This window comes from Morganella psychrotolerans (assembly GCF_001676055.1).
Taxonomy (GTDB): domain Bacteria; phylum Pseudomonadota; class Gammaproteobacteria; order Enterobacterales; family Enterobacteriaceae; genus Morganella; species Morganella psychrotolerans_B.
Genome location: NZ_LZEX01000044.1, coordinates 48,053 through 73,066 on the forward strand (window position 1 = coordinate 48,053; position 25,014 = coordinate 73,066).

The window sequence follows — 25,014 nt, forward strand, 5'->3', positions numbered from 1 at the left end:
GTTGATGTCGACGAGTCTGACCTACTGTTATTTGCCGAATGAGATCCATAAGTGGCCGGGTCTGCCGCTCTCTCTGAGCGGCGACGAAGTGATGCCGCTGGACTACCGGGCGGGTGACAGCGGCTGGTTGTTATACGGGCGCGGGCTGGACAAAGCACGGATAAGCGACTTTCAGCATCGTCTGGGCGCGGCTATCGTGGTGGTGTCATCATGGCGGATTGATGATTATCAGGTGGTGCGGATAGCGGGTAGTCTGAGCGGACGCATTAAACGTGTGGCAGATGAATTTCAGATGGATGTCGTACCATTAGGCAATATCCCGAAACTGCGCTCACCGGGCTTACTGATGATGGATATGGACTCCACCGCGATTCAGATTGAGTGTATTGATGAAATTGCCCGTCTGGCGGGCGTCGGTGATGAAGTTGCTGATGTTACAGAAAGAGCCATGCTGGGTGAGCTGGATTTCAGCGAAAGCCTGAAAGCGCGTGTCGGCCTGCTTGCCGGCGCGGACGCCAACATTTTACAGCAGGTTCTGGATAACCTGCCGCTGATGCCGGGGCTGACCAGTCTGGTGCGCAAACTCCAGGCAATGGACTGGCATGTGGCGATTGCTTCCGGCGGTTTCACCTTTTATGCCAATCACCTGAAAGACTCTCTGCGCCTGATTGCGATGTATGCCAATCAGCTGGAGGTCAAAGACGGCAAGCTGACCGGCAAAGTAAAAGGTCCCATAGTGGATGCAAAATACAAAGCTCAGGCGCTGCTCAAACTGGCAGAGTTTCTTAATATCCCGATTGAGCAGACAGTGGCGATTGGTGATGGCGCTAATGACTTGAAAATGCTGAAAAAAGCCGGTCTTGGTATTGCGTTTCATGCCAAGCCGAAAGTCTATGCGCGGGCAAAAGTAGCTATTCGTCACGCCGACCTGATGGGGGTGATGTGTACCCTGAGCGGCGGGCTGAAACACGAAGAACGTTAATTAATCAGTTATTACGGGGTCACGAGTGGCAAAACCAGCAAAACGCGCCTTTGTCTGTAATGAGTGCGGAGCAGATTATCCCCGCTGGCAGGGGCAGTGCACCGCGTGTCAGGCGTGGAATACTATCACAGAAATCCGGCTTGCGGCTGCCTCATCGACCTCTGCGGCGCGGGCAGAGCGCCTCAGCGGCTATGCGGGGCAGGGCGGGATCAGCAAAGTTCAGAAACTGTCTGATATCAGCCTGGAAGAGCTGCCGCGTTTCTCTACCGGTTTTAAAGAATTTGACCGCGTACTGGGCGGCGGTGTGGTGCCCGGCAGTGCGATTCTGATCGGCGGGAATCCCGGTGCAGGGAAAAGTACCCTGCTGTTACAGACTATGTGCCAGCTCGCCTCACAGATGAAAACCCTGTACGTCACCGGGGAAGAGTCCTTACAGCAGGTCGCGATGCGCGCTCATCGTCTTACGCTGCCGATGGACAATCTCAATATGCTGTCAGAAACAGCGATTGAGCAAATTTGCCTGATTGCAGATCAGGAACAGCCTAAGCTGATGGTGATCGACTCCATTCAGGTGATGCACATGGCGGATATTCAGTCTTCGCCCGGCAGTGTGGCGCAGGTGCGTGAAACCGCCGCTTACCTGACACGCTTTGCCAAAACCCGTGGCGTGGCGATTATCATGGTGGGCCATGTGACCAAAGACGGCTCACTGGCGGGGCCTAAAGTGCTGGAGCACTGTATTGACTGCTCGGTGATGCTCGACGGTGAATCAGATTCGCGTTTTCGCACATTGCGCAGCCACAAAAACCGCTTTGGTGCGGTAAATGAACTGGGTGTTTTTGCGATGACAGAGCAGGGGTTGCGTGAGGTGAGTAATCCCTCCGCTATTTTCCTGAGCAGGGGCGATGAAATTACCTCCGGCAGTTCAGTGATGGTGGTCTGGGAAGGAACACGTCCTCTTCTGGTGGAAATTCAGGCGCTGGTGGATCACTCGATGATGTCAAATCCGCGCCGTGTGGCTGTGGGTCTGGAGCAGAACCGGCTGGCTATTCTGCTGGCAGTATTACACCGTCACGGCGGGTTGCAGATGTCTGATCAGGATGTCTTTGTCAATGTGGTCGGCGGGGTGAAAGTGACAGAAACCAGTGCGGATCTGGCATTGCTGCTCTCGCTGGTATCGAGTTTCCGTAATCGGCCTATCCCGCGTGATGTGGTTATTTTCGGGGAAGTCGGGCTGGCCGGGGAAATCCGACCGGTGCCGAGCGGACAGGAGCGAATTGCCGAAGCCGCCAAACACGGATTTACACGGGCGATTGTACCGAATGCCAACTGTCCGAAAAACCCGCCTGCGGGCATGAAGGTGTTCGGCGTGAAAAAACTGGCAGATGCATTATCCGTTCTGGATGAGCTGGAATAGAGAGGCGTGAATGACTGATTTTTCCTATCTGAAACATGCTATTAAACAGGCGGGTCTGACCCTGCAACAACTGGCAGACCAGTGCGGTGTAACCAAAGGCTATCTCAGCCAGCTTATTAACAACAAAATCAAAAGCCCGGGCGGACAGAAAATGGCTGATCTGCACAGTGCGCTGGGGCTGGATTATCCGCTGCAAAAAAAAACGTGTCGGTGTGGTGTTCGGTAAATTTTACCCGCTGCACACCGGACATATCTATCTTATCCAGCGGGCATGCAGCCAGGTGGATGAGCTGCATGTCATCCTCTGTCATGATGAGCCGCGTGATAAGGCTTTGTTTATCAACAGTTCGATGTCACAGCAGCCGACGGTCAGCGATCGCCTGCGCTGGTTGTTACAGACGTTTAAATATCAGAAAAATATCCGCATCCACTCCTTTGATGAACATGCTTATGACCCGTATCCACACGGCTGGGAGCACTGGAGTCAGGGTGTGTGTCAGTTTATGCAGGAGAAAGGCATTGTTCCTGACTTTATTTATTCAGGTGAAAAAGCGGATGTTCCGCGCTACCGCGAATCGTTTGGTATTGAAACGGTACTGATCGATCCGGAGCGCAGCTTTATGAATATCAGCGGACGCCAGATCCGTCAGGCGCCTTTCCGCTACTGGGATTACATTCCGACAGAGGTTAAACCTTTCTTTGTGCGCACGGTTGCGGTGCTCGGCGGAGAATCCAGCGGGAAATCCACCCTGGTTAACAAACTGGCAAATATGTTTAACACCACCAGTGCATGGGAATACGGACGTGACTATGTTTTCTCTCATCTGGGCGGGGATGAAATGGCGCTGCAATATTCAGACTATGATAAAATTGCATTAGGTCATGCACAATATATTGATTTTGCAGTTAAATATGCGAATAAAGTCGCATTTGTGGATACGGATTTTGTTACCACTCAGGCATTTTGCCGGCGCTATGAAGGTAAAGATCATCCGTTCGTTCAGGCCCTGATTGCCGAGTACCGGTTTGACCTGGTTATTTTGCTGGAAAATAACACGCCATGGGTAGCAGATGGCTTACGCAGCCTGGGTAGTGATAATGACCGTATGGCGTTTCAGACACTGCTTATCGGGATGCTCAGAGATAACGGTATCAAATTTGTTCATGTAACCTCTTCCGATTATGACACCCGTTTTCTCGAGTGTGTGGAGCTGGTACAGCGCCTGCTGATGCTGGATACCCCGGAAGTCCGATGGTGATCGCACGAATAGTTGATGCAGATAACAGTTTTGTATCAATATTGATTTTTTTATCGGATTTCTGTGCAGGATTTTTTTCCCCGTCTATACTGAAATCATAAGGACAAAACACATCGTCCGACAGAATTCAGGGTCACAAAGGGAGGAAAGATGAAGAGTAAAGGATCCCTTTACTGATTGCGCGAAGAAGTTGAATTATCACGCGCGGAATGTTGTAGAAAGCGGTAAGCGTAAGTATTAAGTAGTTAGTGAATCAGCTTTTATTGCACCATAAATATCAGGTTTAATGTAATATCCGTTACAAACGTTACAAAGTAGTATCTGTATCATTAAGTAATCCAACCCCGATGCCGCGCAATCTTTACTGCGCGGCATTTTCAATAGTGATACCGGCAGGCCGCCACCTCAACACCTTGGTTAGTAACACGGTAAACTAACCGGTGCTCTTCCGTTATCCGCCGTGACCACCAGCCGGACAGATTATTCTCCAGTGGTTCCGGTTTTCCTATGCCTGTGAAAGGTGTTCTCTGTGCGGCTTTAATTAATTCATTGATACGTCTGAGCGTTTTTTTTATCTGTGTTTTTCCAGTACAGATAGTCTTCCCATGCCTGAGACGAAAACGTCAATGTCATTCATTGATTTCCTTTTTGAGCCCTCTTCCGGCATTTAATTCATCAATGGAATCTATTAAAAACCGTGCGTTATTAGGTGAGCGCATCAGATAGGCGGTCTCTTCCAGAGACTGATATTCATCAAGTGATAATAACACGCATGCAGTACCTTTCTGCCGTGTGATCAAAATAGGGATGCGGTCATCCACTGTTTCATTCATCGCAGCGGTGAGATTTTGCCGCACTTCACTGTATGTTAATGTTTTCATATTGATTCCTTATGTACGAATTCTGTACAGAAAGAGTATAGCTTGCCGGCCTTTCAGGTACAGGTTATTGTACAATGCGTGCGGGGATACAAAAAAAGCCGCGCAATTTTCATGGCGCGGCTTTTCTGAGAACGTCCGGTTACTTGGTCATACGCTTGTACTTCATGCGGTGCGGCTGAAGTGCGGCTTCGCCGAGTGTCCGTTTTTTGTAGTCTTCGTATTCGCTGAAGTTACCTTCAAAGAATTCCACTTTCCCTTCATCCTGATAATCGATGATGTGAGTGGCGATACGGTCAAGGAACCAGCGGTCATGGGAAATAACCATGGCGCAGCCCGGGAACTCCAGCAGGGCATTTTCCAGCGCCCGCAGGGTTTCGATATCCAGGTCATTGGTTGGTTCATCGAGCAGTAACATGTTTCCGCCGACCTGCAACAGCTTCGCCAGATGCAGACGACCACGCTCACCACCGGACAGTTCACCCACGCGTTTGCCCTGGTCAACACCCTTGAAGTTAAAGCGCCCGACGTAGGCACGGCTCGGCAGCTCCGTTGTACCGACACGCATGATATCCTGCCCGCCGGACACTTCTTCCCAGACGGTTTTCTTATCATCCATGGCGTCACGGAACTGATCGACAGAGGCGATGGTTACAGTATCACCCAGGGAGATAGAGCCGGAATCCGGTTGTTCCTGACCACTTATCATGCGGAACAGCGTCGATTTACCCGCGCCGTTTGGCCCGATAATCCCGACAATCGCACCTTTCGGCAGAGAGAAACTCAGGTTATCGATCAGGGTGCGGTCATCATAAGATTTACTCAGATTTTCCACTTCCAGCACTTTATCACCCAGACGCGGACCAGGCGGAATAAAGAGTTCGTTGGTCTCGTTGCGTTTCTGGTATTCGACACTGTTCAGTTCATCAAAGCGGGCCAGACGCGCCTTACCTTTGGACTGACGGCCTTTCGGATTCTGACGGATCCACTCCAGCTCTTTCTCGATAGATTTACGGCGGGCGGCTTCAGATGACGCTTCCTGTGCCAGGCGCGCATCTTTCTGCTCCAGCCAGCTGGAGTAGTTACCTTCCCACGGAATACCTTCACCGCGGTCAAGTTCCAGGATCCAGCCTGCGACATTATCCAGGAAGTAACGGTCATGGGTAATCGCCACAACAGTACCTTCATAGTCATGCAGGAAGCGCTCCAGCCAACCAACAGATTCAGCATCCAGGTGGTTGGTCGGTTCATCCAGCAGCAGCATATCCGGTTTTTCCAGCAGCAGACGGCAGATTGCCACACGGCGGCGTTCACCCCCGGACAGATTGGCAATTTTGGCATCCCATGACGGTAAACGCAGGGCATCTGCCGCGCGTTCCAGCTGGTTATCCAGGTTATGGCCATCATGTGACTGAATAATCGCTTCCAGCTCACCCTGCTCTTTGGCGAGCTTGTCGAAATCCGCATCAGGATCAGCATACAGAGCGTACACTTCATCCAGACGGGTCAGTGCATGTTTTACTTCTCCGACCGCTTCTTCAACTGCTTCGCGGACAGTATGTTCCAGGTTCAGTTTCGGTTCCTGCGGCAGGTAACCGATTTTCAGTCCCGGCTGCGGGCGGCTTCGCCCTCAATGTCGGTATCGATACCGGCCATGATACGCAGCAGCGTTGATTTACCGGCACCGTTCAGGCCGAGAACACCAATTTTTGCGCCGGGAAAGAAACTCAGTGAAATATTTTTCAGTATATGACGCTTCGGTGGCACGATTTTGCCGACGCGGTGCATCGAATAGACGTATTGAGCCAATGTGTATACCTTTTTGAAAAATAAGTAAATTATTTAATGGTTTATGATAAGTCGGGCATCTGTGAGGCATTATGATTTCTGAGGCGGGATTTTAGCATGGTTCGGTGTACTTCTCATCGTCAGTCGGTGTTATTCCGGTCACGCTGTGACGATCCCGTGTTTACCTTCCCGTATCAGGTCTGAAAAAGCAAGGCCGGGCTGCCGGTAAAAAAAAAGACGACCGCAGTCGTCTAAGTATGTTCACGATTTATATAGTTTTATAGGTAGTATTTTGGACACCGCTAACCGGCACAATGATCCGGTCGGTTACCCATATCCGAAATTATTTAACATCTGTGATGCTGAGAATTGTTCCTACTATATATCAAAAATAGTCTCCGATCCAGATGATAACGCTGCCGTATGGATAATATACCATTTTTTATTGTAAGAGGAATGCATAATAAGAATAATCAGAGGTATATTCTGTAACCTAAGGGCAAATAAAGATACAACTCCGAGTTTCGGCATTTTATCATTTTGTATTTGTTTTCTGTATCTGGTAACTAAAATTGCGCACCTGTGTAATATTATTTGGCAGCAAGGTATTATTTATTTAATACATTCCCTGCACTTACTGTATTTTTTATGGTCAAAGGGCTGAGAGAATGCCTGAGCAGGTAACCGGTAATTAAGGAGACGGGAAGATGATGAGGAAAAGTGTGTGGCCGGGCGTGGCAGCCCTTGGTGTACTGATATTTTCAGTACCGGCATCAGCAGATTCACTGGGTGAACAGCGTATACGCTATCAGGCAGTAAAATCCGCCTGGGATACCAATGATATGGCAGAGGTCGAACGCCTGATGCCGATGCTGAAAGAGTACCCGCTTTATCCGTATCTGGAATACCGCGAACTGACACAGGATATGAGCCTGCTGACCAGTAATCAGGTCAATACATTTACAGCGACTCATCCTAACCTGCCCTCTGCGGCAAGCCTGAAAAATAAATTTATCAGTGAGCTGGCAAAACGTAATGACTGGCAGGGATTGGTCAGTTTCAGCACGACGGTGCCAAAACCGGCCGGGGCGAAGTGTGATTATTATTATGCGAACTGGCAGACCGGTAACCGGCAGGTTGCGCTGGACGGAGCAAAATCTGTCTGGCTGTCCGGTAACTCGCTGCCGGCAAACTGCGATAAATTATTTGATGTCTGGGAGCAGACCGGTGGGTTGACACCGGAACGGGTGCTTGAGCGCATCAGTCTGGCGCTGAAGTCCGGCAATACTTCCATGGTCAGTTATCTGGCAAAACGGTTGCCGCCGCAATATCAAACCATCAGTAACGGATTGATTGATCTGCAAAAAAATCCGGCGTCGGTGGTGACGTTTGCACAAATCAATCCGACCGATTTTACACGCCAGGCAACTATTTCTGCTTTTTCGGCCTATGCCCGCAAATCACCTGATGCAGCCCGTGCGGGTCTGAGCAGTGTCGCCCGCGCTCAGAAAATGAATGACAGCGAGCGTCAGCAGCTGAAAGATGCGATCGCGTGGCAATACATGGGCGATGCAACAACAGAGCAGGCGGCGTGGCGTGATGATGTTATTCAGGAAACGGATTCTGTCACACTGCGTGAGCGTCGGGTGCGTCTGGCGCTGGGCAATGCTGATGATCGTGATTTAGATCGCTGGCTGACCCGGTTACCGGCAGAGGCTCAGCAAAAAGAAGAGTGGCAATACTGGCGCGCGATTCTGCTGGAAAAAGGCGGAAATAAGGCCGCGGCAGATGCCATTCTGGAAAAAATTACCCAGGGGCGTGGTTTCTATCCGATGGTAGCGGCTCAGCACCTGGGCAAGCCTTATGTCATGCTGATTAATGCCGCAGATAAACCGGACTATACCATCAGCAATCAGGCGGAAGTACAACGCGTCAGTGAGTTGCTGTACTGGCAGCTGGAAGGACAGGCGCGCACTGAATGGCTGAATCTGGTGGATAGTCAGCCACCGGCGCGTAAAGCACAACTGGCACGCTATGCGCTCGAACAGGGTTGGGCGGATCTGAGTGTACTGGCAACCATTAACGGCAAGTTGTGGGATCATCTGGAAGAGCGTTTCCCGCTGGCGTGGCTGAGTGAGTTTGATGAGTTCACACAGAATAAAAGCATCACCAGAAGTTACGCGATGGCAATAGCGCGTCAGGAAAGTGCCTGGAACCCGCAGGCTCGTTCACCGGTCGGTGCAACGGGGCTGATGCAACTGATGCCGGCAACGGCAAGCCATACAGTCAAAGCGAGCGGAATTATCGATTACACTAACACCAGCCAGTTAGTAAACCCGCGTAAAAATATTGAGATTGGTACCGCGTATCTGGACAGCGTCTACAGCCAGTTTGGTCAGAACCGGATCCTGGCGAGTGCGGCCTATAATGCGGGTCCGTCCCGGGTTAACCGCTGGCTGAGTAACAGCGGTGGACGATTGGATGCGGTGGCATTTGTGGAAACTATCCCGTTTGCTGAAACCCGGGGTTATGTGAAAAATGTGCTGGCATTTGATATTTTTTATCAAAACTTCCTGAAAGGTCAGACACCTGCGGATGTTCTTACACCTTCTGAAAAATCAATGCGTTATTGATTGCTTTTTCTGCCCGGCACAGCAGGAGACAGCTGTGCCGGGCATGTGCTATCCTGTCCGTACTAGTTAATGAGTATATTTTGTACTCCCGGTCAATATGGGGTAACACATGACAGCAGAACACCTTCAGGACAGCGCGTCCGATGAGAACAGTGACTGGCAGCGCTTTGTCCGGCTATTGCGTAACGCATATTCGCAGGATATTGAATCCCATATTTTTCAGCTTCTTTTTACACCTGATGAACGCACCGCTCTGGGCACCCGTGTCCGTATTGTGGAAGAATTGCTGCGCGGTAAAATGAGCCAGCGCGAGCTTAAAAATGAATTAGGCGTGGGGATTGCCACCATTACCCGCGGCTCCAACAGCCTGAAGTATGCACCGGAAACGGTCAAAGCCTGGCTGGAACAGGAACTGATGACAAAAAAAGGGTGAGTAATCACCCTTTATTCTCCCGCCGGTAGTCTGTCAGGGAAACCCCGGTTTCCCGCCTGAACCAGCGGCACAGATAGGACGGATCATTGAAATTCAACTTGTCCGCTATCTGTTCAACAGAGCAGGTGCTGTGACGCAGCAGTGATTTAATTTCAAGAAGAACCTGCCGGTTAATCAGTGCCTTGGGCGGATCATTAAAAAAGGTGCCGGTTATCTGTGAAAGATAAAACGGCGTGATATTTAATTGCCGCGCATAGAATTTAACATCCCGGTGCCGGGTACAGTGCTGCCCGACCAACTCCCAGAACTGCCAGCATAATTTTTCCTTTCTGCCATAAACCTGAACCACTGCCGGCGCATCCGGCGGCATTCTTTCCGCTATCCGTAAAAACAGATTTTGTAAATGATTGCGCTGCGAAATATGCCGGTAAACCGGACTGTTACGGGTGAGATCCTGCATCAGCGTCAGCCATACAGTCAGCAGGGATTTTTCTGCCGGTGAGGGAATACAGCGCGGGTATTCATGCAAAAATAAAAATAGCGGGTTGGGTAACAGATACGCGACCTCAGCTGAAAAGGATTTCGGCATCAGACAGAAAAAGACCCGGAACCCCCGCGAGCGTTTTTTAATCAGCGCAATAGTATCTTCCGCCAGTACCAGGATATTCCCCGGGCAGACAGCATGCGACTTGAAATTGATATTCATGTGCGCACACCCTTCAAGGCAAATCATCAGCGTGAGATAGGTTTTTCCGAAGGTCAGCGGAGCACCGGTATTTTCCGCCAGAGTGCTTTCGCCTGTCAGCAGAGAGTCTGTTTCTTCTGTCAGCGCAGGGATTTTACTGGTCAGCAGAATTTCTTGAGTTTCCATTTTCACCTTAGTATTGCAGATATAAATGAAAATTTATCACAATAGTTTTCAAAAGTACCGAAAATGAGCAGGTTTGTTGCTTATCCATCGGTTGTTCAGCCGCTACACTGCATCCCGTCAACAGCAGCCCTCCGGCTGAATATATAAGGGTATAACTGAACTAAGGTAAGCCATATGAAATTAGAAACAGAACGAATGATCCTGCGCCCGTGGGCAGAAACGGATGCTGCCGATTTATATGAGGTGGCAAAAGATGACCGCGTCGGACCGATCGCCGGCTGGCCGCCACACAGTTGTGTTGAAGAGAGTGCCGATGTAATCAATACCGTTTTTAATCTCGATGAAGTCTATGCTGTTGTGCTGAAAGAAAATCAGCGGGCAATCGGCTGTGTCGGGATCCTGATCGGTGAAAACAGCAATTTTGAGATAAGTCAGCGTGAAGGCGAAATCGCGTATTGGATTGGTGTTCCGTATTGGGGACAGGGGCTGATTCCGGAAGCGGTCAGAGAAGTGATGCGCCATGCCTTCGAAACGGTGGGGCTGGATGCATTATGGTGCGGATATTTCGATAATAACGTGCAATCACAGCGCGCACAGACTAAATGTGGCTTTCGTCATCATCATACTGAAGAAAACAAATATAATTCGTTTTTGCAGGACAGAAGGACTGAGCATATCAGCCGCATCACACGGGAAGAGTGGCTTGCACAACGATAAAGGTGTGGAAAAAGTCAACGCTGCGGGAAAAGTCGCCGGGCCGGTTGTTACCGGTCCGGTTTTTTTTATTTTTCTTCTTTGGTATTCAGTGACTTGTAGATTTCGTGCTGGATAGGGACGAGAGCCAGGATGGTTGCCTGCTCATACACGCTGGTGCGGGTAAGTGCGCCGCCGGTGAAGAAACCAATCGCGCCACCTTTTTGTTTAATATCTTCTACGCCGGTCAGATCCGCCATTTCATCGCCAAGCTCGCGGCCTTCGCGGATCCCCGCCAGAATTTTTTCCGGCAGCATCAGACTGGCTGAACGCGATTCGCCCCGCAGTTGCTGGTGTTCAATAACAATCCAGGCAAAGGTCATATCGCCGTCAATACCGGCTTCAACACCGACCCAAAAATCTGCTTCCGGTCTTACCTGACGAGCGGCATTTACGCGCTGACGGGCACCGGTACGGGTTTCGGTATTCCCGATGGGTTGCTGTGGCACACTGCTGTCCACATTCACATCTTCAATATCAAAATTTCCGTTGCCTAAAACCACTTCAAAAGCGGCACGGATTGCCTGAATTTTAGCCGGGTTAGTCGTCGCTGCGATAATATGAAACATGATAATTAAACTACCCACGTTATTTTGTTTGGCGCAGTATAGCGAAGATTAGCGGCTTTCCGCAGTATTTTTTACCCTCCTCATGGCGGACGATACCGCCGGGGCTATCTGTTTACGGGATAAAGCGTGATCAGGTGAATACTTTTACGGTATGGTAACGGGGTAATCAGACTTCCACACAGCAAGAGCAGAGATTGATAGTTATGACACAGGTATTTCTTGTCCGTCACGGTGAAACCGAATGGAATGTTCAGCGCCGTATCCAGGGGCATTCCGACAGCCCGTTAACGCAAAGTGGTATTGATCAGGCCGGGCAGGTTGCCGCGCGTCTTAAAAATGAAGGGATCACACATATTATTGCCAGTGATCTGGGTCGTACACAACAGACTGCGCAACTGATAGCAGATGCCTGCGGCTGTGATGTGATTGCAGATCCGCGTCTGCGTGAGCTGAATATGGGGATTCTGGAAAAACGTCAGATCCATACTCTGAATGCCGAAGAAGAGGGCTGGCGTCAGAGCCTGCTCAACGGTGCAGAAGAGGGACGTATTCCTCAGGGGGAGTCACTCACAGAGCTGGAAAGCCGTATGCGTGCTGCTCTGGAAAGCACCCGTGATTTGCCGGAAGGCAGCCGGGTTTTGCTGGTCAGTCACGGTATTGCGCTTGGCTGTCTGATTGGCTCGGTGATGGGACTGCCGCCATACGCGGAGCGTCGTCTGCGCCTGCGCAACTGTTCGTTGTCTGTACTGGAATACCAGGAAAGCCCGTGGCTGGCAGATGGCTGGGTGGTGGAGACCGCGGGGGATACCACGCATCTTACACAAGCGGCACTGGATGAAGTGCAACGCTGAACAGACAGGTAACATAACGAATGCCGCTCCCGGAGGAACAGATACCGCCCGGAGCGGCATGTGTTCAGCGGGATCGGAAGGTCATTACTGCGGATCGTGCCGGACAGGAATATAGTATTTAAACTCTTCAATATGATTGCGCGGGTCAGCTTCATCGACATCAGTTGCATTCACAACATCCGTATCTTTTCTCAGCTTGTAACGCTCAATATCATACCCTCTGCGGCGGGTGATCCCCAGACGCGGTACACATTGTCCGTAAATTGTGAAGAGAAACTCCTGCATAGCGCCACGGTAAGGGATACCGTTAAACGTAAAGCAGAGATATTCGCCACCGGGCATCTCCAGCTCACTGAGATTTTCCCGGGTTGTGAATTCAGCAGATTCTTTATCAACAGCCGTGGTATAGCTGACGCTCTGCTCATCTTCTTTATCCGGATTGCGGGACGTGCTGTATAACCCGTAAACATAGTCCGGAATAGTTTTTGCCGCAGAAATATAGCGCAGCCAGAACTCCTGACGCATGTGTGTACAGGAAGTAGCCCAGTCTTCCAGACGATGGGAGCAGTTGTTTTCTATCCCTATCACCGTACGTGGCGGGAATGTGACAAATTCATACTCCGGCATAGGGGCATCATTGAGCAAAATAGCAGAGCAGATACCGTCAGAGCACCATTCGTCAAGACGGCGATACAGTGCGGGTGTTTTATTAAATTGCTTTTTGAATGCACGGGTGAACGTTTGCTGTGAGTCAAAGCGGTACTGAAGTGCGATATCTAAAATCGGACGTGCTGTCAGGCGCAGAGCAATAGCTGCACGGGACAGGCGACGGGCGCGAATATAAGCCCCGATAGCTTCGCCGGTAACATCCTTGAACATACGTTGTAAATGCCACTTGGAGTAGCCTGCCTTCGCTGCAACGTTATCGAGAGAAAGCGGCTGATCTAAGTGCTCATCTAACCAACGGAGTAAATCGCGAATGATGCTGGTCTGATCCATACATCTCCCTTATTGGATTGATGACGTTATGAAATTATATAACGAATAATATTCTAACCTGATTAATTATCAGCGAGATAATCATTTACTCATTATTACTTTTGGCCGGAGAATATTTTAAGAGTGCTGTGACTATCATAAAACGACAATATGAATTATCTTTAAAATCATATAATTTTCAAATGATTTTCTCGGGCTATCAACATTATGAATCAGACAAATAAATCATTACTGTGTATTATTACAGCTATTTCATTGAGTTCGTTATCCTTTTTGAGCCATGCCGAAGAAATTGGCTCGGTGGACACCGTATTTAAAATATTTGGTCCTGACCATAAAATTGTGGTGGAAGCATTTGATGATCCGGATGTGAAAAATATCACCTGTTACCTGAGCCGTGCAAAAACCGGTGGATTTACAGGCGGGCTGGGACTGGCTGAAGATACCTCAGATGCTGCAATTTCCTGCCAGCAGGTCGGACCGGTTACGGTCAGTGATAAAGTGAAAAAAGGTAAAAAAGACAAAGGGCAGGTTGTTTTCCAGAAAAGAACATCTATGGTATTCAAGAAGTTACAGGTTGTACGTTTCTATGATGAAGCACGTCACGCACTGGTCTATCTGACTTATTCGGATAAAGTCGTTGACGGCTCGCCAAAGAATGCACTGAGTGCCGTACCGATAATGCCGTGGAATAACTAATTTGTTCCATTACTTATATACCCAACGTCATTCAGGATGCAGCCAACGAACCTGCATTTTGAATAAATAAGGGTATAGCAGATGTGACAAAGCCCCGGTGTCGCAGCACGGCACCGGGGCTGATATTACGTTACTGCTGTGGCAGAAGATTACTCTTCGAGATCACCACAGAACCGGTAACCTTCGCCGTGGATAGTAGCGATGATCTCCGGGGTATCCGGTGTGGATTCGAAATGCTTACGGATACGGCGGATAGTGACATCCACAGTCCGGTCATGCGGTTTCAGTTCACGGCCGGTCATTTTTTTCAGCAATTCAGCACGGGTCTGAATTTTGCCCGGGTTTTCGCAGAAGTGCAGCATGGCACGGAACTCACTGCGCGGGAGCTTATACTGCTCACCGGTCGGCCCGATTAATGAACGACTGTTAATATCCAGTTCCCAGCCATTAAACTTGTAACTTTCCACACTGCGGCGCTCTTCACTGCCACCGGCCAGATTCATGGTCCGGGAGAGTAAGTTGCGTGCACGGATAGTCAGTTCGCGCGGATTAAACGGCTTGGTAATATAGTCATCAGCACCAATTTCCAGACCGAGAATTTTATCGACTTCATTATCACGGCCGGTTAAGAACATTAATGCCACATTTGCCTGTTCACGGAGCTCGCGCGCCAATAACAGACCATTTTTTCCCGGGAGGTTGATGTCCATGATAACTAAATTGATATCATGGTCTGACAGTACATTATGCATCTCTGCACCGTCAGTGGCTTCATGTACAACATAACCCTCTGCTTCAAAAATACTTTTCAGAGTGTTACGTGTGACGATCTCATCTTCAACAATTAAAATATGCGGGGTTTGCATAATAGTCGCTACCTAAATCACTTAGAATTATAAGAAATTGGATTATCTGCCCGGGCTTTCTGTGTCGGTGTAGTTTTGGTTATGTCTGACACGAAACCTGTGAACAGAAAAAAAATCTGGTTCAGACCGCGTTTTTACAATCACTCAATTCAAAAAGTAAAGAATTGAAACGATTCGTACCAATATTAGTCTATTAACACCAATATAACAGCAACCCATTCATTTACCATCTGGAAAACTAACCTTTGTTGATACATATCAAAATCAATTGTAGCACGTTAACACATTCTTCAATTGTTAATTGCTAGTTTTAATGATTGTCAAATAAATAGATATACAATGTTAAGCAGTATATCTGACATGTCTGATTATTGTACATTTTTCTTCCGGGTAAACGGCGAAAAATGCAACTTGCGTAAGAAAAGTTTAAAAAAATAAAAAATCCTCATCATATGAAATTAAATTCCGGTTTATGGGTAAATGGCAGTGCGAATTTACCGGAATCTCTTTTTAATATGTTATGCAACCGGAGCCGGACAGTCCGGTTTTTCAGTTTGTTTTGAAGAATAATTTGACATCAACCTGCCTTTCCTTTAACCGTAATAGGGTAAACCAGATAAAGGACGGACAGGAACTCAATGCGTAATCACAGCCTGAACATGATTATTATTACGACCACCACCACCATTACCACCGGCGGTGCGGGCTGACGCATATCTGAATCACGAAAAAAGCCCGCACAAAAAATTGTGCGGGCTTTTTTTTTTGGACTAAAAACGGCAGGAGCAGGTAACACATGCGTGTACTTAAATTTGGCGGCACATCCGTGGCAAACGCGGAACGTATGCTTAACATCGCGGGAATTGCAGAGAAAAAACTCGCACAGGGACAGGTTGCGCTGGTGCTTTCCGCACCGGCAAAAATAACTAATTATTTAGTGGCGATGGTAGAGCAGACCGTCAGTGGTCAGGACGCACACACGCTGGTACACGATGCAGACGCTATTCTGAACAGTATTCTGGACGGGCTGAACGCCACTGTTCCCGGGTTTGAATATGCCCGTCTGAAGAGTGAAACTGAGCAGGAAATCAGCCGCATCAAACAGGTTCTGCACGGTGTATCCCTGCTGGGGCAGTGCCCGGACAGCATCAACGCGAATATGATTAGTTGCGGTGAGCGCTTCTCTATTGCGGTGATGGCATCACTGCTGAAAGCACGCGGGCACAAAGTGACGGTGATCAACCCGGTGGAAAGCTTGCTGGCGGTCGGCGCGTATCTTGAATCGACAGTTGATATCAATGAATCCACCAAACGCATAGCGGCACTGAATATTCCGGCGGATCATATTGTGCTGATGGCGGGCTTCACTGCAGGGAATGAACAGGGCGAGCTGGTTGTACTGGGGCGCAACGGCTCTGATTACTCTGCGGCTGTTCTGGCTGCCTGTCTGCGTGCCAAATGTTGCGAGATCTGGACCGATGTGGATGGCGTTTATACCTGTGACCCGCGCTTTGTCCCGGACGCCCGGTTGCTGAAAGGCATGTCTTATCAGGAAGCGATGGAGCTCTCTTATTTCGGGGCAAAAGTACTGCATCCCCGCACTATTGCGCCGATTGCGCAATTTCAGATCCCGTGCCTGATCAAAAATACCCTTAACCCGCAAGCGCCCGGCACACTGATTGGCGATGGTCAGCGCGATGACAGCACACCGGTGAAAGGGATCACTAATCTCAACAATATGGCGATGTTTAATGTCTCCGGTCCGGGCATGAAAGGCATGGTCGGGATGGCGGCGCGTGTATTTACTGTGATGTCGCGGCGCAATATCTCAATTGTCCTGATCACGCAATCTTCGTCAGAGTACAGCATCAGTTTTTGTGTGACTCAGAAAGACAAAGTCCGCACTCAGCAGGCGCTGGAAGAGGAATTTTATCTTGAGCTGAAAGAGGGCGTGCTGGATCCGCTGGATGTGCTGGATAACCTGGCGATTGTCTCTGTGGTCGGTGACGGTATGCGCACGCTCAAGGGAATTTCCGCCCGTTTCTTCTCGGCACTGACCCGCGCCAATATCAATATTATCGCGATTGCCCAGGGCTCATCCGAGCGTTCGATTTCGGCGGTGGTGGATAATGACCTTGCCGCATCGGGTGTTCGTCTTTGTCACCAGATGCTGTTTAACACTGACCGGATTGTGGAAGTGTTTGTTATCGGTACCGGCGGAGTCGGCAGTGCGCTGCTGGAGCAAATTCACCGCCAGCAATCGTGGCTGAAAGCGCGCAATATTGATCTGCGGGTGTGCGGAATAGCTAATTCGAAAGCGATGCTGACAAATATGCGCGGTATTGATTTGCAGGACTGGCGTCCGGCACTGGCGCAGGCAAAAGAGCCGTTCAGCCTCAGTCGCTTGATTCGTCTGGAAAAAGAGTACCATTTTCTGAATCCGGTGATTGTGGATTGTACATCAAATGAGGATATTGCCCGCCAGTATTCGGCTTTCCTGAAAGACGGGTTTAATGTGGTCACGCCGAACAAAAAAGCCAATACATTATCCATGGATTACTACCATGAATTACGCCGCGCGGCGGCACAGTCAAAACGCCAGTTCCGTTATGATACTAACGTCGGTGCGGGATTACCGGTTATTGAAAACCTTCAGAACCTGCTGAGTGCGGGGGATGAATTAGTGCAGTTCAACGGTATTCTTTCCGGCTCGCTCTCATTTATCTTCGGGATGCTCGATGAGGGAATGTCGCTTTCAGCCGCAACGGCTATCGCCAAAACAAAAGGCTTTACGGAGCCGGATCCCCGCGATGACCTCTCCGGCATGGATATCGCGCGTAAGCTGCTGATCCTCGCCCGCGAAACCGGTCTTGCGCTTGAGCTCTCTGATATTCAGGTGGAGTCAGTTCTGCCGCCGGACTTTGATGCCACAGGTGATGTGGATACGTTTATGGCCAATCTGCCTTCTCTTGATGCCGCCTTTGCTGATCGTGTGGCTCAGGCTGCAGAAGCCGGACGTGTTTTACGTTATGTTGGCGTGATTGATAACGGCTGCTGTCAGGTAAAAATCATGGATGTGGATGGTAACGATCCGTTGTATAAAGTGAAAAACGGCGAGAACGCCCTGGCATTTTACACCCGCTATTATCAGCCGATCCCGCTGGTCTTGCGCGGCTACGGTGCGGGTAATGATGTGACAGCCGCCGGGATTTTTGCAGATGTGTTGCGCACAATGTCATGGAAACTGGGAGTGTAACGGGTGATTAAAATTTATGCACCGGCGTCAATCGGGAATGTAAGTGTGGGGTTCGATGTGCTGGGTGCGGCAGTGTCTCCGGTCAGCGGAGAACTGCTCGGTGACTGTGTTTCTGTTGCAAAAGCCACGCAGTTTTCACTGACAAACAGCGGGCGGTTTGTCAAAAAACTGCCCGATAACCCGAAGCACAATATCGTTTACCAGTGCTGGGAGCGTTATTGTGAAGTGATCGGGGATGTACTACCTGTGGCGATGACACTGGAAAAAAATATGCCGATTGGCTCCGGGCTTGGTTCCAGCGCCTGTTCCGTTGTAGCAGCCCTGGTTGCACTGAATGATTACGCCGGCAGGCCGCTGGATGATATGACGCTGCTGCGCCTGATGGGCGAGATGGAAGGGCGCATCTCCGGCAGTGTACATTATGACAATGTTGCGCCGTGCTTCCTGGGGGGGTTACAGCTCAATATTGAAACGCCGGACAGCGTCAGTCAGGCGGTGCCGTGTTTTGATAACTGGTACTGGGTGATGGCGTATCCGGGTATTAAAGTCTCCACGGCGCAGGCGCGGGCGATTTTACCGGCGGCGTATTCCCGGGCTGACATAGTGGATCACGGGCGCAACCTGGCCGGGTTTATCCACGCCTGTCACACCGGGCAGGCGGATTTGGCGGCATCCATGATCCGCGATGTGGTTGCCGAGCCGTACCGCCGGCAGTTATTACCGAATTTTGATGCTGTGCGCGCACAGGTTATGTCCTGCGGCGCGAAAGCCTGCGGGATCTCCGGCTCCGGACCGACACTGTTTGCCGTTTGTGATAACAAAGCGGCGGCAGAGCAGGCCGCAGATGTATTCAGTACGCAATATCTGCAAAACAGCGAAGGGTTTGTTCATCTGTGCCGCCTGGATCTCGCGGGCGCACGACAAGTGAGTGCATAAGGTTAAAAAATGGAACTGTACAATTTAAAAGACGAAAGTGAGAAAGTCAGTTTTGCACAGGCGGTAAAACAGGGTCTGGGGCGTGGTCAGGGGCTGTTTTTCCCGCGTGACCTTCCGTTCTTTGACTCTGAGGCGATGGATAACCTGCTGGCAATGGATTTTGTCAGCCGCAGTGTGGTTATTCTGCATGCACTGATTGGTGATGAAATTCCCCGGGCTGAGCTGGATACGCGTGTCCGTGCCGCGTTTGCATTCCCGGCACCATTGAAACCGGTGGAAAGTGATGTGAGCTGCCTGGAACTGTTCCATGGCCCGACCCTGGCGTTTAAAGATTTTGGCGGGCGTTTTATGGCGCAGGCACTGGCAGCGGTTGCCGGTGATAAACCCGTTACTATTCTGACCGCAACCTCCGGCGATACCGGGGCGGCAGTCGCACATGCCTTTTATGGTCTGAAAAATGTGCAGGTGGTTATCCTTTATCCGCAGGGAAAAATCAGCCCGCTACAGGAAAAATTGTTCTGCACCCTGGGTAAAAATATTCATACGGTAGCCGTACAGGATGATTTCGATGCCTGCCAGGCGCTGGTAAAACAAGCGTTTGATGATGAAGAACTGAAACAGGTTCTGCATCTCAATTCGGCGAACTCAATTAATATCAGCCGCCTGCTGGCGCAGATTTGCTATTACTTTGAAGCGGTGGCACAGGCTCCGGCGGAAAAACGCGGCGAACTGGTCTTTTCTGTCCCGAGCGGAAATTTCGGTGACCTGACCGCAGGTGTTCTGGCAAAAGCAATGGGGTTGCCGGTGAAGCGTTTTATCGCCGCCACCAATGCCAATGACACCGTGCCGCGCTATCTGGCTGACGGACAGTGGAAACCGGCGGTGACGGTTGCCACACTGTCGAATGCGATGGATGTCAGCCAGCCGAATAACTGGCCGCGGATTGAAGCGCTGTTTGCGCGTCAGGGCTGGTCACTGCGAGATTTGCGTTCCGGTGCGGTAAATGATGATGAAACCCGTGAAACAATGCGTGAACTGGCAGGAAAGGGCTATATTTCTGAACCGCATGCCGCTATTGCGTATCGCTTGCTGCGCAAGGATTTGCAACCGGGTGAATACGGCATTTTCCTCGGCACGGCACATCCGGCAAAATTCCTGGAGAGCGTGGAAGCCATTCTTGACCAAAAACTGCCATTACCGGCAGAACTGGCTGAGCGGGCAGATTTACCGCTGCTCTCTGCGGTATTACCGGCCGATTTTGCAGCACTGCGTGACTATTTACTGAAGACAGTGAAGCCGTAATATTTTTATTTACCGGTAAAAAACACCCGCGCTGATAATTATCAGCGCGGGTGTTTTTATTAATTTACATGCCGGAATCGATAATCACTGTTCCGGGCGGGTAAACACCAGCTCCCGCTCAGTGGACTGATGTTCATCAAAGTGGTAACCATCCAGGTCAAAATCAGGCAACTGAGACGGCTGCGTCAGGCGGTTTTGAATAATAAAGCGGCTCATCAGCCCGCGCGCTTTTTTCGCATAGAAACTGATCACTTTATATTTGCCGTTTTTCTCATCGAGAAAGACTGGTTTAATCATGATTGCATCCAGTTTCTTCAGATTCACGGCTTTGAAATACTCATCAGAGGCCAGATTCACCAGAACATTATCACCCTGTGCCGCCAGCGCCTGATTGAGGTTTTCAGTGATGATATCGCCCCAGAAAGTATAGAGATTATTTCCGCGTGGATTAGCCAGCTTTGTGCCCATTTCCAGGCGGTACGGGCGCATTAAATCCAGCGGGCGCAGCACACCGTAGAGTCCGGAAAGCATCCGCAGATGCTGCTGGGCAAAATCAAAATCCGCTTCACTGAAAGTTTCAGCCTGCATGCCGGTGTAGACATCCCCTTTAAAGGCAAGGATCGCCTGGCGTGCATTTTCCGGCGTGAAATCCGGCTGCCATTCCCCGAAACGGGCAGCGTTCAGACCGGCGAGTTTATCGCTGATATGCATCAGAGAGCCGATATCCGCCGGTGTCAGTTTGCGGCAGGTTTGCATCAGTTCTTCTGATTGTGCGAGCAGCTCAGGCTGTGTATAGCGCTGAGTGGTCAGCGGGCTGTCATAGTCGAGTGTTTTGGCAGGGGAAATCGTCAGCAGCATAATAGTCGGCTCCGGTCTGTTTTCATCATTATGCGCTCTACTCTATCAAAAAAAATACAGCAACGGGCAAATCACAGTAATAGCCGGAAAGGGGAACAGTGCAGATTAGATGAAATTATCATAATTACAGATGGTTAGATAAAAACAGGCTCCGGTGATACGGATTTTCCTTGCTTGCGCAGCAGCCTGACCGTGATATTATCAAACGCAGTTGCGGCATATTGCCATCTATACTCGTCATACTTCAGGATGCCGGAGCTTGTCGCCTACAGGCATCCCGAATTATTTAGAGTATCTTCTGACATAAGATGAGAGACGAAAATGACCGATAAATTGACTTCCCTGCGTAATCTGACCACGGTCGTGGCCGATACCGGTGACATTGCAGCAATGAAGCTTTATAAGCCTCAGGATGCCACCACTAACCCTTCTCTGATCCTCAACGCAGCGCAAATCCCTGAATACCGTCAGTTAATTGATGAAGCGGTAACCTGGGCGCGCGGGCAGAGTGATTCACGTGAACAGCAGATTATCGATGCCGGTGATAAGCTGGCGGTAAATATCGGTCTGGAAATCCTCAAACTGATCCCGGGCCGTATCTCAACAGAAGTGGATGCGCGTCTCTCTTATGACACCAAGGCGAGTATTGCCAAAGCAAAACGTCTGATCAAACTGTATAACGATGCCGGTATCAGCAATGACCGTATCCTTATCAAACTTGCCTCTACCTGGCAGGGGATCCGCGCGGCAGAACAGCTGGAAAAAGAAGGCATCAACTGTAACCTGACACTGTTATTCTCCTTTGCCCAGGCGCGCGCCTGTGCAGAAGCGGGTGTGTATCTGATCTCCCCGTTTGTCGGCCGTATCCTTGACTGGTACAAAGCTAACGGCGACAAAAAAGAGTTTGCTCCGGCAGAAGATCCGGGCGTGATTTCTGTTACTGAAATCTACAATTTCTATAAAGAGCACGGTTACAAAACCGTGGTTATGGGTGCGAGCTTCCGTAACTCAGGCGAAATCCTGGAACTGGCCGGGTGTGACCGTCTGACCATCGCACCTGCACTGCTCAAAGAGCTGTCAGAAGCGACCGGGGCTGTTGAGCGTAAACTGGAGTACAAAGGTGACGTTAAAGCGCGCCCTGCGCCACTGACTGAAGCTGAATTCTACTGGGCGCATCACAGTGATCCTATGGCAACTGAGAAACTGGCGGACGGTATCCGCAAGTTTGCAGTAGACCAGGGTAAACTGGAAAAAATGATCGCCGATCTGCTGTAATGTTTGATTAACAGCATGATTGTGAGAGGCAGCCGGTTGGCTGCCTTTTTTGTTTCCGGCACCAATGCTATGCTGGCGCCGGAGTCAAAATGACGCAGAGGTAATTATGAATAATGTGTTGCGCATCGGTCTTGTCTCGGTTTCTGACCGCGCATCCGGTGGTATTTATGAAGACAAAGGTATCCCGGCTTTACAGGCATGGCTGGCAAAAACCATCACCACGCCCTTTCAGACAGAAACCCGCCTGATCCCGGATGAAGAAACCATGATAAGCCAGACACTATGTGAGCTGGTGGATGAATTTGGCTGCCATCTGGTGCTGACAACCGGCGGCACCGGACCTGCCAGACGCGATGTTACCCCGGATGCAACGCTGGCAGTCGCCGATCGCGAAATGCCCGGGTTTGGTGAACAAATGCGTCAGATCAGCCTGAAATTTGTACCGACGGCTATCCTGTCCCGTCAGGTGGGCGTGATCCGCAATCAGTCCCTGATCCTAAATCTGCCCGGTCAACCGAAAGCCATTGCAGAAACCCTGGAAGGGCTGAAAGATGAAAGCGGAAACGTCACGGTTGCCGGTATTTTTGCCAGTGTACCGTATTGTATACAGTTGCTGGATGGTCCCTATATTGAAACTGACCCTCAGGTTGTCGCGGCATTTCGTCCTAAATCAGCCATAAAGCCACAGTAATTCAGGGTATTCAGCATAAAATAAAAAACGTTCCCCTGAGCACCTTTCTTGTCCTATGATGCGGTTACCTACTTATGTAAAGTAAAAATCACAGCAATGTAAAGACAGGAAAGGTGAACTCATGGCTCAAACGGCTCTCCGGACGCTGAACCGGCAGGATTACAAAACGCTCTCTCTCGCAGCTCTGGGCGGCGCACTCGAATTCTACGATTTCATCATCTTTATCTTTTTTGCGGTTACCATCGGGCAATTATTCTTTCCGCCGGACATTCCCGGCTGGCTGGTACAGTTGCAAACCTTCGGAATTTTTGCCGCCGGTTATCTGGTGCGCCCGCTGGGTGGCATTGTGATGGCGCATTTCGGCGATCTTGTCGGGCGCAAAAAGATGTTCTCTCTCAGTATTCTGCTGATGGCGGTGCCGACGCTCTGTATCGGCCTGCTGCCGACCTATGAAACCATTGGTATTGCCGCCCCGGTACTGCTTCTGCTGATGCGGATTATGCAGGGTGCGGCTATCGGCGGGGAAGTTCCCGGGGCGTGGGTATTTGTCTCCGAACACGTACCAAAGCACCGCATTGGTATTGCCTGCGGCACGCTGACCGCCGGGCTGACGGTCGGGATCCTCCTCGGCTCTCTGGTGGCGATGATGATAGCGACGCAGCTTACTGACACGCAGCAACTGAGCTGGGGCTGGCGTGTACCCTTTTTCCTCGGCGGTATTTTTGGGTTTGTCGCACTCTATTTACGCCGCTGGTTAGCGGAAACGCCGGTCTTTCAGGAAATGCAGAAACAGAAAGCATTAGCGAAAGAATTGCCGCTGAAAACCGTGATTGCGGATCACCGGGAAGCAATCGTTATCTCAATGCTGCTGACGTGGCTGCTGTCTGCCGGTGTGGTGGTGGTGATCCTGCTGACGCCTGCATACTTGCAGACAGAATTCGGGCTGGCAAAAGCGGTGGTTTCAGTCGCCAATATGACCGCGATCCTCGCATTATGTGCCGGTTGCCTGGTTGCCGGATTCTTATGTGACAAACTGGGCGCCGCGTTTGTTTTTATTGGCGGCAGTATTCTGCTGGCGGCATGTACGGGCTATTTTTATCTGACTGCCGGTGACCCGGGAACACCACTGTCACTGACTTACGGGCTGGCGGGGTTCAGTGTCGGCGTTGTTGGCGCGGTACCGTTTGTTCTGGTTAACAGCTACCCGGCTGAAATCCGCTTCAGCGGCATTTCATTTTCCTATAATGTTTCTTACGCCATTTTTGGCGGACTGACGCCTGTTGTGGTGACGCTCTTTCTGAAATGGACGCCTCTTGCACCTGCTTATTATATGGCGGGATTGTCACTGATTGGTTTATTCACGGGGCTTTATATGCGCAAAGCCACAGTATACCGGCGGATGGTGGTGCTTAGTTCCTGATACTCGTCATACTTCAGGATGCCTGGGTGTTGACGGTCGGAGCTTGTCGCCTGCAGGCATCCCGAATTATTTAGAGTATATACCTTTTATTATTCATTCAAATTGCAGGTTCGTTGGTGGCATGAAGCCCGCCGGGTCACATACTGATGTATGCTCCCCGGCGGTCGGAGCTTGTCGCCTGCAGGCATCCCGAATTATTTAGCGTATATGCTGCAATGACAACACGGTTATTGCGGCATTTTTCAGCAATTGATCATTTTCTTTTAAAAAATCTGTTT

The 25,014-nt window shown here is 50.2% G+C and carries 21 protein-coding genes, 2 pseudogenes and 1 other annotated feature; of the genes and pseudogenes, 15 read left to right on the forward strand and 8 right to left on the reverse strand.

Going from position 1 to position 25,014, the window contains the following annotated elements; genetic code table 11:
• Nucleotides 1–4: 4 nt before the first annotated feature.
• From serB to nadR, 4 genes are read left to right on the forward strand one after another with little or no spacing between them, the layout of a single operon-like run.
• Nucleotides 5–982, forward strand: coding sequence for a phosphoserine phosphatase (gene serB / locus AYY17_RS18280; RefSeq protein WP_067426171.1), 978 nt, complete (start codon nucleotides 5–7; stop codon nucleotides 980–982).
• 25 nt (nucleotides 983–1,007) lie between these two features.
• Nucleotides 1,008–2,399, forward strand: coding sequence for a DNA repair protein RadA (gene radA, locus AYY17_RS18285; RefSeq protein ID WP_067426173.1), 1,392 nt, complete (start codon nucleotides 1,008–1,010; stop codon nucleotides 2,397–2,399).
• Between the two features lie 10 nt (nucleotides 2,400–2,409).
• Nucleotides 2,410–2,625, forward strand: coding sequence for a helix-turn-helix domain-containing protein (locus AYY17_RS22465; RefSeq protein ID WP_235845428.1), 216 nt, complete (start codon nucleotides 2,410–2,412; stop codon nucleotides 2,623–2,625).
• Nucleotides 2,558–3,658, forward strand: coding sequence for a multifunctional transcriptional regulator/nicotinamide-nucleotide adenylyltransferase/ribosylnicotinamide kinase NadR (nadR, locus tag AYY17_RS18290; protein WP_328585550.1), 1,101 nt, complete (start codon nucleotides 2,558–2,560; stop codon nucleotides 3,656–3,658). Before AYY17_RS22465 ends, nadR begins: the two co-directional genes overlap by 68 nt.
• 377 nt (nucleotides 3,659–4,035) lie before the next feature.
• On the opposite strand, the pseudogene AYY17_RS18295 reads toward nadR, so the two are convergent.
• From AYY17_RS18295 to ettA, 3 genes and pseudogenes are all read right to left on the reverse strand, one after another.
• Nucleotides 4,036–4,291, reverse strand: a pseudogene (locus AYY17_RS18295) (Txe/YoeB family addiction module toxin).
• A complete protein-coding gene (gene yefM / locus AYY17_RS18300) occupies nucleotides 4,288–4,539 on the reverse strand; it encodes a YoeB-YefM toxin-antitoxin system antitoxin YefM (RefSeq protein ID WP_067426175.1) in 252 nt (83 codons plus the stop codon). Before yefM ends, AYY17_RS18295 begins: the two are co-directional and overlap by 4 nt.
• A 139-nt stretch (nucleotides 4,540–4,678) precedes the next feature.
• Nucleotides 4,679–6,345: pseudogene (gene ettA, locus AYY17_RS18305) on the reverse strand (energy-dependent translational throttle protein EttA).
• Nucleotides 6,346–7,034: 689 nt separating this feature from the next.
• On the opposite strand from ettA, the gene sltY reads away from it, so the two are divergent.
• Nucleotides 7,035–8,957 (forward strand): murein transglycosylase, encoded by a 1,923-nt coding sequence (gene sltY / locus AYY17_RS18310; RefSeq protein ID WP_067426363.1) that lies wholly within the window; start codon nucleotides 7,035–7,037, stop codon nucleotides 8,955–8,957.
• Between the two features lie 109 nt (nucleotides 8,958–9,066).
• Nucleotides 9,067–9,390, forward strand: coding sequence for a trp operon repressor (gene trpR / locus AYY17_RS18315; protein ID WP_067398868.1), 324 nt, complete (start codon nucleotides 9,067–9,069; stop codon nucleotides 9,388–9,390).
• Between the two features lie 4 nt (nucleotides 9,391–9,394).
• Here the strand turns inward: trpR and AYY17_RS18320 are convergent, their stop codons facing one another.
• On the reverse strand, nucleotides 9,395–10,261 hold the full coding sequence (locus AYY17_RS18320) for a helix-turn-helix domain-containing protein (protein ID WP_067426177.1): 867 nt from the start codon (nucleotides 10,259–10,261) through the stop codon (nucleotides 9,395–9,397).
• A 174-nt stretch (nucleotides 10,262–10,435) separates the two neighbouring features.
• Here AYY17_RS18320 and AYY17_RS18325 point away from each other — a divergent pair, with 174 nt between their 5' ends.
• Nucleotides 10,436–10,978 carry a GNAT family N-acetyltransferase gene (locus tag AYY17_RS18325; protein WP_067426179.1) on the forward strand — a complete coding sequence of 181 codons (543 nt, stop codon included), beginning with the start codon at nucleotides 10,436–10,438 and terminating at the stop codon, nucleotides 10,976–10,978.
• 65 nt (nucleotides 10,979–11,043) lie between these two features.
• Here AYY17_RS18325 and yjjX read toward each other — a convergent pair whose 3' ends face one another.
• Entirely contained in the window at nucleotides 11,044–11,583 is a 540-nt protein-coding gene (yjjX, locus tag AYY17_RS18330) for an inosine/xanthosine triphosphatase (protein WP_067398862.1), read from the reverse strand.
• 203 nt (nucleotides 11,584–11,786) lie between these two features.
• On the opposite strand from yjjX, the gene gpmB reads away from it, so the two are divergent.
• Nucleotides 11,787–12,434 (forward strand): 2,3-diphosphoglycerate-dependent phosphoglycerate mutase GpmB, encoded by a 648-nt coding sequence (gene gpmB, locus AYY17_RS18335; RefSeq protein WP_067426181.1) that lies wholly within the window; start codon nucleotides 11,787–11,789, stop codon nucleotides 12,432–12,434.
• Between the two features lie 84 nt (nucleotides 12,435–12,518).
• Here gpmB and robA read toward each other — a convergent pair whose 3' ends face one another.
• Complete coding sequence (gene robA / locus AYY17_RS18340; protein WP_067426182.1) at nucleotides 12,519–13,433, reverse strand: MDR efflux pump AcrAB transcriptional activator RobA; 915 nt, start codon at nucleotides 13,431–13,433, stop codon at nucleotides 12,519–12,521.
• A 207-nt stretch (nucleotides 13,434–13,640) separates the two neighbouring features.
• Between robA and creA the strand changes: the two genes are divergently transcribed.
• On the forward strand, nucleotides 13,641–14,132 hold the full coding sequence (gene creA, locus AYY17_RS18345; protein ID WP_067398858.1) for a protein CreA: 492 nt from the start codon (nucleotides 13,641–13,643) through the stop codon (nucleotides 14,130–14,132).
• A 149-nt stretch (nucleotides 14,133–14,281) separates the two neighbouring features.
• Here the strand turns inward: creA and arcA are convergent, their stop codons facing one another.
• Nucleotides 14,282–14,998 carry a two-component system response regulator ArcA gene (gene arcA, locus AYY17_RS18350; protein ID WP_004237112.1) on the reverse strand — a complete coding sequence of 239 codons (717 nt, stop codon included), beginning with the start codon at nucleotides 14,996–14,998 and terminating at the stop codon, nucleotides 14,282–14,284.
• A 651-nt stretch (nucleotides 14,999–15,649) separates the two neighbouring features.
• Nucleotides 15,650–15,764, forward strand: a sequence feature (Thr leader region).
• 30 nt (nucleotides 15,765–15,794) lie between these two features.
• Between arcA and thrA the strand changes: the two genes are divergently transcribed.
• From thrA to thrC, 3 genes are read left to right on the forward strand one after another with little or no spacing between them, the layout of a single operon-like run.
• Nucleotides 15,795–18,254, forward strand: a complete 2,460-nt coding sequence (thrA, locus tag AYY17_RS18355) for a bifunctional aspartate kinase/homoserine dehydrogenase I (RefSeq protein ID WP_067426185.1) — start codon at nucleotides 15,795–15,797, stop codon at nucleotides 18,252–18,254.
• 3 nt (nucleotides 18,255–18,257) lie between these two features.
• The gene (gene thrB, locus AYY17_RS18360; protein ID WP_067426187.1) at nucleotides 18,258–19,190 is read left to right on the forward strand and encodes a homoserine kinase; all 933 of its coding nucleotides are present in this window, start codon (nucleotides 18,258–18,260) and stop codon (nucleotides 19,188–19,190) included.
• Nucleotides 19,191–19,199: 9 nt separating this feature from the next.
• Nucleotides 19,200–20,492, forward strand: coding sequence for a threonine synthase (gene thrC, locus AYY17_RS18365; RefSeq protein ID WP_067426189.1), 1,293 nt, complete (start codon nucleotides 19,200–19,202; stop codon nucleotides 20,490–20,492).
• An 84-nt stretch (nucleotides 20,493–20,576) separates the two neighbouring features.
• Here the strand turns inward: thrC and yaaA are convergent, their stop codons facing one another.
• On the reverse strand, nucleotides 20,577–21,350 hold the full coding sequence (gene yaaA / locus AYY17_RS18370; protein WP_067426191.1) for a peroxide stress protein YaaA: 774 nt from the start codon (nucleotides 21,348–21,350) through the stop codon (nucleotides 20,577–20,579).
• 321 nt (nucleotides 21,351–21,671) lie between these two features.
• Between yaaA and tal the strand changes: the two genes are divergently transcribed.
• From tal to AYY17_RS18385, 3 genes are all read left to right on the forward strand, one after another.
• Nucleotides 21,672–22,625: a transaldolase gene (gene tal / locus AYY17_RS18375; protein WP_067398850.1), complete on the forward strand. Its 954-nt coding sequence runs from the start codon at nucleotides 21,672–21,674 to the stop codon at nucleotides 22,623–22,625.
• 106 nt (nucleotides 22,626–22,731) lie between these two features.
• A complete protein-coding gene (gene mog / locus AYY17_RS18380) occupies nucleotides 22,732–23,316 on the forward strand; it encodes a molybdopterin adenylyltransferase (protein ID WP_067426193.1) in 585 nt (194 codons plus the stop codon).
• Nucleotides 23,317–23,437: 121 nt separating this feature from the next.
• On the forward strand, nucleotides 23,438–24,736 hold the full coding sequence (locus tag AYY17_RS18385; RefSeq protein ID WP_067426195.1) for an MFS transporter: 1,299 nt from the start codon (nucleotides 23,438–23,440) through the stop codon (nucleotides 24,734–24,736).
• The last annotated feature ends 278 nt before the right edge of the window (nucleotides 24,737–25,014 follow it).

Excerpts from the sequence above, each read along its gene's own strand:
- serB (WP_067426171.1), top strand. The coding sequence starts at position 5 with ATGTCGACGAGTCTGACCTACTGTTATTTGCCGAATGAGATCCATAAG.
- AYY17_RS22465 (WP_235845428.1), top strand. The coding sequence starts at position 2,410 with ATGACTGATTTTTCCTATCTGAAACATGCTATTAAACAGGCGGGTCTG.
- yefM (WP_067426175.1), bottom strand. The coding sequence starts at position 4,539 with ATGAAAACATTAACATACAGTGAAGTGCGGCAAAATCTCACCGCTGCG.
- sltY (WP_067426363.1), top strand. The coding sequence starts at position 7,035 with ATGAGGAAAAGTGTGTGGCCGGGCGTGGCAGCCCTTGGTGTACTGATA.
- trpR (WP_067398868.1), top strand. The coding sequence starts at position 9,067 with ATGACAGCAGAACACCTTCAGGACAGCGCGTCCGATGAGAACAGTGAC.
- AYY17_RS18320 (WP_067426177.1), bottom strand. The coding sequence starts at position 10,261 with ATGGAAACTCAAGAAATTCTGCTGACCAGTAAAATCCCTGCGCTGACA.
- AYY17_RS18325 (WP_067426179.1), top strand. The coding sequence starts at position 10,436 with ATGAAATTAGAAACAGAACGAATGATCCTGCGCCCGTGGGCAGAAACG.
- yjjX (WP_067398862.1), bottom strand. The coding sequence starts at position 11,583 with ATGTTTCATATTATCGCAGCGACGACTAACCCGGCTAAAATTCAGGCA.
- gpmB (WP_067426181.1), top strand. The coding sequence starts at position 11,787 with ATGACACAGGTATTTCTTGTCCGTCACGGTGAAACCGAATGGAATGTT.
- robA (WP_067426182.1), bottom strand. The coding sequence starts at position 13,433 with ATGGATCAGACCAGCATCATTCGCGATTTACTCCGTTGGTTAGATGAG.
- creA (WP_067398858.1), top strand. The coding sequence starts at position 13,641 with ATGAATCAGACAAATAAATCATTACTGTGTATTATTACAGCTATTTCA.
- arcA (WP_004237112.1), bottom strand. The coding sequence starts at position 14,998 with ATGCAAACCCCGCATATTTTAATTGTTGAAGATGAGATCGTCACACGT.
- thrA (WP_067426185.1), top strand. The coding sequence starts at position 15,795 with ATGCGTGTACTTAAATTTGGCGGCACATCCGTGGCAAACGCGGAACGT.
- thrC (WP_067426189.1), top strand. The coding sequence starts at position 19,200 with ATGGAACTGTACAATTTAAAAGACGAAAGTGAGAAAGTCAGTTTTGCA.
- yaaA (WP_067426191.1), bottom strand. The coding sequence starts at position 21,350 with ATGCTGCTGACGATTTCCCCTGCCAAAACACTCGACTATGACAGCCCG.
- tal (WP_067398850.1), top strand. The coding sequence starts at position 21,672 with ATGACCGATAAATTGACTTCCCTGCGTAATCTGACCACGGTCGTGGCC.
- mog (WP_067426193.1), top strand. The coding sequence starts at position 22,732 with ATGAATAATGTGTTGCGCATCGGTCTTGTCTCGGTTTCTGACCGCGCA.
- AYY17_RS18385 (WP_067426195.1), top strand. The coding sequence starts at position 23,438 with ATGGCTCAAACGGCTCTCCGGACGCTGAACCGGCAGGATTACAAAACG.